This window comes from Streptomyces sp. NPDC003011 (genome assembly GCF_053591515.1).
This window is the reverse complement of the sequence record NZ_JBSFTY010000020.1, coordinates 95,945-105,008: the sequence shown is the minus strand read 5'-3', so window position 1 is coordinate 105,008 and position 9,064 is coordinate 95,945. Positions and strand designations below refer to the sequence as shown.

At 70.5% G+C, this 9,064-nt stretch carries 7 protein-coding genes; 6 read left to right on the top strand and 1 reads right to left on the bottom strand.

Annotated features, from left to right (window positions below):
* The 6 genes from ACWD0J_RS13350 to ACWD0J_RS13325 all read left to right on the top strand — a co-directional run.
* A partial coding sequence (locus tag ACWD0J_RS13350) for a class II fructose-bisphosphate aldolase (RefSeq protein WP_451495898.1) occupies nucleotides 1-465 on the top strand: 465 nt, incomplete at its 5' end.
* Between the two features lie 244 nt (nucleotides 466-709).
* Entirely contained in the window at nucleotides 710-1,651 is a 942-nt protein-coding gene (locus ACWD0J_RS13345; RefSeq protein ID WP_451495897.1) for an NAD(P)-dependent oxidoreductase, read from the top strand.
* A complete protein-coding gene (locus ACWD0J_RS13340) occupies nucleotides 1,648-3,081 on the top strand; it encodes a GntT/GntP/DsdX family permease (RefSeq protein ID WP_451495896.1) in 1,434 nt (477 codons plus the stop codon). The genes ACWD0J_RS13345 and ACWD0J_RS13340 overlap by 4 nt, the downstream gene beginning before the upstream one ends.
* A 493-nt stretch (nucleotides 3,082-3,574) precedes the next feature.
* Nucleotides 3,575-3,853 carry a GlsB/YeaQ/YmgE family stress response membrane protein gene (locus ACWD0J_RS13335; protein WP_451495904.1) on the top strand — a complete coding sequence of 93 codons (279 nt, stop codon included), beginning with the start codon at nucleotides 3,575-3,577 and terminating at the stop codon, nucleotides 3,851-3,853.
* Between the two features lie 484 nt (nucleotides 3,854-4,337).
* Entirely contained in the window at nucleotides 4,338-6,434 is a 2,097-nt protein-coding gene (locus ACWD0J_RS13330; protein ID WP_451495895.1) for an ATP-binding SpoIIE family protein phosphatase, read from the top strand.
* 484 nt (nucleotides 6,435-6,918) lie between these two features.
* The gene (locus ACWD0J_RS13325; protein ID WP_023586116.1) at nucleotides 6,919-7,122 is read left to right on the top strand and encodes a cold-shock protein; all 204 of its coding nucleotides are present in this window, start codon (nucleotides 6,919-6,921) and stop codon (nucleotides 7,120-7,122) included.
* Between the two features lie 563 nt (nucleotides 7,123-7,685).
* On the opposite strand, the gene ACWD0J_RS13320 is transcribed toward ACWD0J_RS13325, so the two are convergent.
* On the bottom strand, nucleotides 7,686-8,915 hold the full coding sequence (locus tag ACWD0J_RS13320; RefSeq protein WP_451495894.1) for a flavin-containing monooxygenase: 1,230 nt from the start codon (nucleotides 8,913-8,915) through the stop codon (nucleotides 7,686-7,688).
* Nucleotides 8,916-9,064: the final 149 nt, after the last annotated feature.

Below are 9,064 nucleotides of genomic sequence, written 5' to 3'. Positions count from 1 at the left end.
CCGGTCCCGCGCGTCCTGCACGGCGCCGGCGCCGGCGGTCTGCCCGTCGGTGAGCGCGCGACGGGCGTCGACCCGCCCGCCGCGGCCGTCGGCAACGTCCACGGCTTCACCGAGAACCCGGTCCGCGTCGGCCTGGAGCGGCTGGCCGCGATCCAGGCGGCCGTACCGGTCCCGCGCGTCCTGCACGGCGCCGGCGCCGGCGGTCTGCCCGTCGGTGAGCTGCACGGCGCCCTCGCGCGAGGCGTCGCCCAGGTCAACGTCGACGCCGAACTGCGCCGCGCTTGCCTGGAGGCCGTCCGCGCGACCCTCCCGGCGGCGCTGCCCGGTGCCGGCGTCGTCTCCGTGGGGGCGGCGGGCCGTGCCGCGATCCGCGACGCGGCTCTGGAGGCCATCGGCCGCCTGAGCCCTCGCGCCGAGGGCCGAGGGGGAACCGCGACGCGGCTGTGGAGGTCACCGGCCCCCTGAGCCCCCGCGCCGAAAGCCGAGGGGAACCGCGTGACCTCACCCGGTCCCGCTGACGAGAACCGCACGCCCCACGCCGCCGTAGAGCACGAGACCGTCCGTACGACCACCCGCCGCATCGCACCGCCCCCGCGAGCCTACGACGGCCTACCGCGCCATGCCCTCTCGCACACCGCGCCCGCGCGCATCTCTCCCCCGCCAGGGCCCCCGCCCTCGCGCCTTTCTCTCCACTCCCCGAAGGACAAAGATGTCTCCCTGCCCCCGTCCCCGTACGGCCGTCATCGGCCTGGGCGCCATGGGACTTCCCATGGCGCGCCGCCTGGCCGGCGAACTGCCCGTCTCCGTCTACGACATCGCCGCCGGCCGGCGATCCGCCCTGGCCGCCGAGGGCGCCCGAGACGCCGCGTCCCCGGCCGAGGCGGCCCGTGACGCCGACGCCGTCGTCCTCGCCGTACGCGACCAAGTGCAGGTCGAGGGCGCGCTGTTCGGCGAGAACGGCGCCGCCGAGGCCCTCCGCCCGGGCGCGGTCGTGATCCTCACCAGCACGGTCGGCCCCGAGGCGGCCCGCCGCACAGCTCTGCGGCTGGCCGAGCGCGGTGTGCTGACCGTGGACGCGCCGGTCAGCGGCGGCCCGGTGCGGGCCGGCGACGGCGACCTGCTGATCGTCGTCGGCGCCGAGGAGATCGCGCTGAAGGCGGCCCGGCCGGTCCTCGACCTGCTCGCCTCGACGCTCACGGTCGTCGGCCCGCGCCCCGGCGACGGCCAGGCGATGAAGGCCGTCAACCAGCTGCTGGCCGGCGTGCACATCGCCGCCGCGGCGGAGGCGATCGCGCTCGCCCGCGGCCTCGGGCTCGACCCGGGCACGGTCGTGGAGAGCCTCAAGCACGGCGCCGCCGGCTCCTTCATGTTCGCCGACCGCGGGCCGCGCATGGTCCAGACGTACGACGACGGTCCCGAGCCCGAGGTCAGGTCGCGGCTCGACATCTTCGTCAAGGACATGGGCATCGTCACCGGCATCGCCAAGGACGCCCACGTCCCGGTGCCCCTGGCCGCCGCGGCCGAACAGCTCTACCTGCTCGGCGAACGCGCCGGTCTCGCCGCCCGCGACGACTCCTCCCTCGTCACCGTCCTGTCTCCCAAGTCGTCGGAAATATCCGCGGAAACAACCCCGGAAGGAGAGGGACGATGAGCCACACCGCCCTGCTCACCATCGCGGTCGCCGGCGTCGCGACCCTGCTCCTGCTCATCCTCAGAGCCAAGGTCCAGCCCTTCGTCGCGCTCGTCGTCGTCGCCATCGGCGTCGCGCTCGCCGCGGGGGTGCCCGCCGCCGACCTGGTGAAGACCGTCGAGGACGGCATGGGGGCCACTCTCGGCCACATCGCCACCATCATCGCCCTGGGCGCGATGATCGGCCGGATCGTCGAACTCTCCGGCGGCGCCCACGCGTTCGCGCACTCCCTCATCGAGAGGTTCGGGTCCCGGCGCACCCCGCTCGCCCTGACCGTCGCCGGCTTCGTCCTGGGCATCCCGGTCTTCTTCGAGGTCGGCCTGATCATCCTGATGCCGATCGCGTACGGAGTCGCCCGCGCCTCCCGCAAGCCGCTGCTGGTCTACGCGCTCCCGATGGGCGCCGCGATGCTCACCGTGCACGCCTTCCTGCCGCCGCACCCCGGTGCGGTCGCGGTCGCCGCGACGATCGGCGCCAGCCAGGGCCTGATGCTGCTGCTGGGCATCCCCGTCACGGCCGTCGTCTCCCTCCTCGGCTACCTCGTCTCCCGTCGCCTCACCCGCCGCGAGTACCCGATGGACCCGGTGGTGTACGCGGAGGTGTACGGCGAGCCGGAGGCCGGGCGCGAGGGCGGGGCCGGTAGCGCCCCGGCTCCCGTGGCGGACGGTCACGCCACCGCCGTACTCACCAAGCCCGCACACTCGGAGACCGACGTCCGCCCGCCGTCCTTCGGCATGGTCCTGGCGCTGATCGTCACCCCGATCCTGCTGATCCTGCTCGGCACCATCGGCCAGAACACGCTCGCCGAGGGCTCCACCCTCCGTGCCGTACTCACCGTCCTCGGCGCCCCGATGGTGGCCCTGCTCATCGACGTCGCCCTGTGCGGCTGGTTCCTGGGCGCCCGGCGCGGCTGGGACCGCGGGCGCATCGCCGAGGTCATGGGCTCAGCGCTGCCGCCCGTCGCGATGGTCATCCTGGTGGCCGGTGCGGGCGGTGTCTTCGGCAAGGTGCTGGTCGCCAGCGGCATCGGCGACGCGATCGCCGACGTCCTGGAGCGCACCGGCCTGCCCGCGCTGCTGCTGGCCTTCCTGACTTCCCTCGCCCTGCGCGCGGCCCAGGGATCGGCGACCGTCGCCCTCATCACCACCGCCGGCATCCTCACCCCACTGCTGCAGCGGGCCGACCTGTCCACCGGTCAGCTGTCGCTGGTCGCCCTGACGATGGGCGCGGGCGCTCTCGCCCTGTCCCACATCAACGACGCCGGGTACTGGATGTTCACCAAGCTCGCCGGTCTCGACGTGGCGGCGGGCCTGCGCACCTGGACGGTCCTGACGACCGTCATGGGCTGCGCCGGCTTCGCCCTCACCGCGGCGCTGTGGCCGCTGGTCTGACCCGGCCTGCCGGACATACGGAGCCGCCCGCCCGAGTCCTGACCGGTTCGCCGAACACACGGAGCGGCCCGCCCGAGTCCTGACCGGTTCGGGCGGGCGGCTGCGCACCGCGGCTGCTGCTTCTCGCGCTGGTAGCCGCGCTCGCCGCCATCGTCTGCGGCAACGGATCGCCGCACTCCCGGCAGTACCGCCGATCCTCGCCCATCCCGGCCTGTTCGCCGCCGCCTTCCTCGTGGCCGGCCAGTGGGACGACCTCTTACCTTCCCAGGTCAAGCGGATGCGGGGCGCGCTACGACCGGACCTGCCTCCGCTACGGGCACTCCCTACGGCCTGCCGCCGCCGCCCGACCTGAGCTTCGGCTGCAAGCGGCGTCGTTTGATGGAGATGGTGTCAGGAGCTGGCACGGTCGGTTGCGCAGAAGACGTTTGTTCGGGCGAGATCGGTGCAGACGATGAGCTGACACAGCCTTTATATGACGAAGTGGAGAGGCACCATGGGCATCATCGCGTGGATCATCATCGGCCTGCTGGCCGGCGTCATCGCCAAGGCCCTGATGCCGGGCAAGGACCCCGGCGGCATCATCATCACCATGCTCATCGGCATCGTCGGTGGTCTGCTCGGCGGCTGGCTCGGCAAGGTGATCTTCGGCGTCGACTCCATCGACGGGTTCTTCGACCTCTCCACCTGGATCGCCGCGATCGTCGGCTCCGTCATCCTGCTCGCCCTCTACCGCCTCGTCACCGGCAACCGGCATTCGCGCAGTCACGCCTGACCCGCTGAAGGCACAAGGCCTCCGTACACACCTGGACGGCTCCCCTCCCTGTTCGCCGGGCGGGAGCCGTCCAGTTGTCTACGGCCGACAAGGTCATCGGCTGCCGTCCCACCGTCGACCAGGCCCTGACCTCCTGACCCGCGCCGCGCCCGGCCACCGCGTTCTCCCCGGCTTCCGTGAAGGTGGCGGGGCCAGATCCGTGCAGCGTTGTCCTTGGCCGGCCTCCCTCCGACAGGGGCGCTGGCCGCGCGTCGGGCCATCGTGCGTTCAGTGCGGTAGTGGGTGACCATGGGTTGAAGAAGGCTGAAGAGGAGCATCGTTCCCGCCGGGAGCGCGCAGGCCGGCAAAGCGAGATCCTCAACCGGAGTAGGTCTGCCGAGCGGGGCATACTCGGGGCCGCCGCTCCGCCTGGCGGTGACTCAGCCGACCAGCTCAGCGATTCAGGGGCGTGGGGACGCCGTCCACCCTGCTGGAGTGATGCACCGTGCCTGACGAGTTCCCCTCCGTGGCTGAAGTCCTGGCCCAGGAGCCGTCCGTCTTGGTGCTGGATGCCAGGGGAGCCGTCCTTACCTGCACACCTACTGCTTTGCGCCTGTTCGAGGGCTCCATAGACAAGATCCGCGGCGTGGAGATCTCGGCCTTCTTCGACGATCCGTCCGTGTGGGCCGAGCTTGTCGCCGGCGCTCTGGGCGGGATCATGCTCAGCGCGCGGGCCGACTTGCACACCGTCCGCGGCGCGCCTTTCTCGGCGGTGGCGGCAGCCTCGGTGCTCGCAGAGGGAGCGGAGGGCCGTTTCATCTTGCGGCTGATCCGGGCGGAGTCCCCGGACTCCGGACCGCAGACCGTACGACGTCCGGTGCCCACCGCGGAACAGGTACTGGCGAAAGATCCACGAGCACTCGAGCGGCTGGAGCTGCTTCATGACGCGGCGACCCGCATCGGCGGCTCCCTGGACATCACCCGCAATGCCGAGCAGTTGCTGGACGTCCTCATACCGGCCTTCGCCGACTTGGGGGCGGTGGACCTGACCGAGGGCGTATTGCTCGGCGAAGAGCCGATGTCTTTCCCTCCCGGCACGCCCATGCAACGGATCGCTGTAGCGGCGGCCAGTGGGTGCTGGCCCCGAGAGAGCCACCCGGTCGGCGAAACCTTCCGGATCGGCCACGAAGAAGCCGAGCACCTGCGCAAGGGCACGCCCGGTGTCCTGCCGGATCTGCACCTGGCCCGGGCGGCGCTGAAGGACGACGCGGAAAGAGCCGCGCTCATGCTGCCGCCGGACGCGACCTCCCTGATGGTGCTGCCGCTGCTGGTCAGAGGAGGGGTACTGGGGGCGGTGGGACTCTGGCGTACCGGGACACGGGCCCCTTTCGATCCGGCGGATGTGACTCTGGCGGATGAGATCGGCACCCGGGCCTCGCTGAGCCTCGACAACGCTCGGCGATACAACCTCGAACGCCGCACCGCGGAAGCGCTGCAGCAAGGTCTGCTGCCCCGCCCGGTGGTGGAGGTCGAGGCCGCGAAGACATTCGGTGCTCACCTGCCCGCGCGTGCGGTGACGGGGATCGGTGGCAGCTGGTACGACGTCATCGCGCTGTCCTCGAGCCGGGTGGGCTTCGTCGTGGGCAATGCGGGCGGGCAGGGGATGAACGCCACAGCGGCGATGGGGCGGCTGCGGGCAGCGGTGCAGACCTTGACGGACCTGGATCTCAGTCCCGACGAGGTGCTGTCCCACTTGAACGACCTGGTGGTCCGGTTCGCTGAGGACGAGGAGCATCGAGACGTCGTGCCTGCCGGCAGTGTGCACGGCGCGACGTGCCTGTACGCCGTGTACGACCCGATCACAGGCCACTGCGTACTGGCCAGTGCGGGACACCCCGGGCCGGTGCTGGTCTCGCGGGGCGGCGCCGAAGCCGACATGGTGCCCGTACGTCCGGGGCTGCCCCTGGGCGAAGGCGCGGAGCCCTTTGAAGCCACCGAGCTGCAACTCAGCCCTGATGACGTGCTGTCCTTCTACACGGGCGCACTGGCGCGAGATCCGTTCCACACCCGCGGGCTGACCGTGGTGCGGGAAGGCACGGCTGGAGGCGCTGAAAGCGGCCGCCCGGTCACGGAAATCGGTGGCCGCATTCTGGAAAAACTCCTCCAGGAGCCCTTGGACGACGACCTGGCACTTCTGGTGACCCAGGTGCGCCGACTTCCTGAAGATGCCACGGCCACCTGGGAGCTGGCCGCCGACCCCAGCATCGTCGCAGGGATACGCCGCCAGGTCGCCGACCAGCTGACCTCCTGGGGGCTGGACCATCTGGTGTTCACCACAGAGCTGATCGTCAGCGAGCTGGTCACCAACGCCATCCGCTACGGCGGCACCCCAGTGGGCCTGCGGCTGATTCGGGATCAACGTCTGATCTGCGAGGTCTCCGATCCCAGCCAGACGCAGCCGCATCTGCGACGGGCCCGGTGGACGGACGAAGGCGGCCGCGGTCTGTTCCTGGTGGCGCAGCTGACCCATCGTTGGGGCAGCCGGTACACCGTTGCGGGCAAGACCATCTGGACCGAACAACCGTTGGAAGAAGTGCCCTGACCCCTGATCGGCCCGGTTGCCTGCTGTGACGCGTGCGGGCGCTTCAGCCGACGGTCACCAGGACACGTCGTACCCTCGGCCTGCCTGGCCATGACCAGGCGCCTCACCCGCACAGGGTCTGCGGCAGGACGTCCGGGCTTCTGTAGCGGCTTCTTGCCCGCGCCCGGGGTGCGGTTACGCAGCACGATTTCCACCACGTGAGGGTCAATATCTTTTCCCGAGAGATCAGATTGGGGGGGGCGTGCGGCGGGAGTTTTTGCCGCGGAGAGCAGAGCGGAATTAGGCAACGCTCACGGGCCGTTTCGGCGTGCTACTGTTGATCTCAGTTGCAGTTGTGGTTCCCAAACTTCAAGTGCCCCCGCCAGGACTTTATCGGTCGGGAGCACTTTTGTATTTCCGGTCATTTCCGGGCGGGGTAATCATCGCGGCGACACGGCGTCCGCGCGGTGCGGATTCCGATGTACTGCCCCAAAGGAGATATGACATGGCTGCTGGTACCGTGAAGTGGTTCAACGCGGAAAAGGGCTTCGGCTTCATCGAGCAGGACGGTGGCGGCGCCGACGTGTTCGCCCACTACTCGAACATTGCCGCGCAGGGCTTCCGTGAGCTGCTGGAGGGCCAGAAGGTGACCTTCGACATCGCGCAGGGCCAGAAGGGCCCGACGGCCGAGAACATCGTTCCGGCCTGACGCTCCCGCCCAAGCCGCAGCTGGGGCCCGCATCCTTCGGGGTGCGGGCCCCAGCTGCACGCGTATCCCGCAGTGGCTTTCTCCCGGCAGGGCGACGCGGAGGAACTGGTGATTCTCCATGCCATTCATTGCGGCCTGGAATTCCTTGATATGCGCCACATCGAGGAAGGTTCCGCATGAACCGCACGCAGGTACACGAACGACCGCTCCGCACGCTCCCATGACGGCCGTGCCGACGCCGGAAGGCGAGGCGGCTACGGCTCGCAGGCACCGCGTCGGACCGCACCGGCCGACGGGTCGGCCGAGTGCACGACAGGGTCCGTACGACAGGGTCCGTCAGACAGCGGCGCACGAGCAGGTCGACGTTGCGGTCCAGGGTGGCGGAGAACAGCATCCGCTACCGCTACCGCTACCGCTACCGCTACCGCCCGGGTCGAGGACTTCGCCGAACTCGACGTGACTCGACTCGGCCCGCCGCGCCGCAGGGCGAGTTGGTGCCGCCAGGAGATCACCCCCGCCGCAGACCACCCAGGTCCGCTCGGGCGACGATTGAACGTGCTCCGTCAGCTCGGCGCGTGCCCTTCCCGGGGAGTGTCGGCCGTACGGTCGCCGACCTGGGCGCTGAGAACGGGTGCCCGCGCCGTCTCACGTCGAAGTGCGTGAGTGATGGCGCGCGCCTCGATGCCCGCCTGGCGAAGGACACCCGTGAGGGGATTGGTGTACCCGGCGAAGTACAAGCGCTGGGCTTCAGGATGAGTCTGTGCCCCTACGGCGAGGGGTTGCCCGGCTTCGTCGAGTACGCCCAGGGAGCCGACCAGGGCGTGCAGGTCGGGCCGGTAGCCGGTGGCTGCGATGACCGTGTCGGGACGCAGTCGGGTGCCGTCGGCCAGTAACACGTCGGGTCCGTCGAACGCCTGGACGGCCGCGACCGGCTCGACCCGCCCGGACCGGACGGCGTCCACGAAGCCGTGGTCGAGCACCGGGTTGACACCCTCGCGGGCATTGCGGGTGTACAGGCCCGTGCGGGGCCGCGGCAGTCCCCGCGAGGTCAGGTCGGGCACCGCGAGACGTTGCGTGAGCAGGGACGTGCGGTCGCGCCACGCGAGCGGGAGGACCTCCGTCAGCCGGCCGACCGCATGCCATCGGGCGCTGGAGCGGGGCAGGATGTTGGGTGGGGTACGGACCGCGATCTGCACCCGATCGGTACCGGCCCCGGCCAGGACGCTCGCGATCTCGGTACCGCTGTTGCCGGCGCCGACCACCAGCACGTGCTGCCCGCGGTAGGGCACCGGAGAGCGGTAGTGGGCCGAGTGCAGCAGCGTGCCGGTGAAGGTCGAACGCCCGGGCCAATGGGGGAGGTTCGGGGTATGACAGCGGCCGGTGGCCACCACGACCGCGCCAGTGCGCACGGGACCGTCGGGGGTGTGGACCAGCCACTGTGCCCCCGAACCGGGCTCGGCCCGTTCGATGCGTTGCACCGGGGTGCTCACCCGGACGTCGAGTCGATGATGGGCGACGTAGTCCTTCAGGTAGCGCACATAGTCGTCCCGGCTCACCCATGGGCCCGCCTGGCGGGGCACCGGCAGGCCGGGGAGTTTCGAGGTGCCGGGGGTGGTGTGCAGACTCAGATGGTCATACCGCTGCGTCCAGTTCGCTCCCACTCGGTCCGCCTGTTCCAGGATCACGGTCGCCACGCCGGCGCGGCGCAGTAGCGCGGCAGCCGCGAGTCCGTGGGGACCGGCTCCGATCACGATCGTGGGCGCGTAAAAGTCTGGCTGTGGTGTCGGGGGCATCGCCTTCTATAACGGCGGATAACGCCTCACGTCACGCCCGACTGAGAGGCATGAAGCCGGTGGAGCGGAGTGGGATGGAGTGGAGTGGCGATGCTGATGCGGTGGCTGCCGTTACACCAGCGGTACGGAGTCGTTGGACCGCGCACCAG

What these genes read in the sequence shown, in the direction of transcription:
- ACWD0J_RS13345 (WP_451495897.1), top strand. Translation starts at nt 710, where the DNA reads ATGTCTCCCTGCCCCCGTCCCCGTACGGCCGTCATCGGCCTGGGCGCC.
- ACWD0J_RS13340 (WP_451495896.1), top strand. Translation starts at nt 1,648, where the DNA reads ATGAGCCACACCGCCCTGCTCACCATCGCGGTCGCCGGCGTCGCGACC.
- ACWD0J_RS13335 (WP_451495904.1), top strand. Translation starts at nt 3,575, where the DNA reads ATGGGCATCATCGCGTGGATCATCATCGGCCTGCTGGCCGGCGTCATC.
- ACWD0J_RS13325 (WP_023586116.1), top strand. Translation starts at nt 6,919, where the DNA reads ATGGCTGCTGGTACCGTGAAGTGGTTCAACGCGGAAAAGGGCTTCGGC.
- ACWD0J_RS13320 (WP_451495894.1), bottom strand. Translation starts at nt 8,915, where the DNA reads ATGCCCCCGACACCACAGCCAGACTTTTACGCGCCCACGATCGTGATC.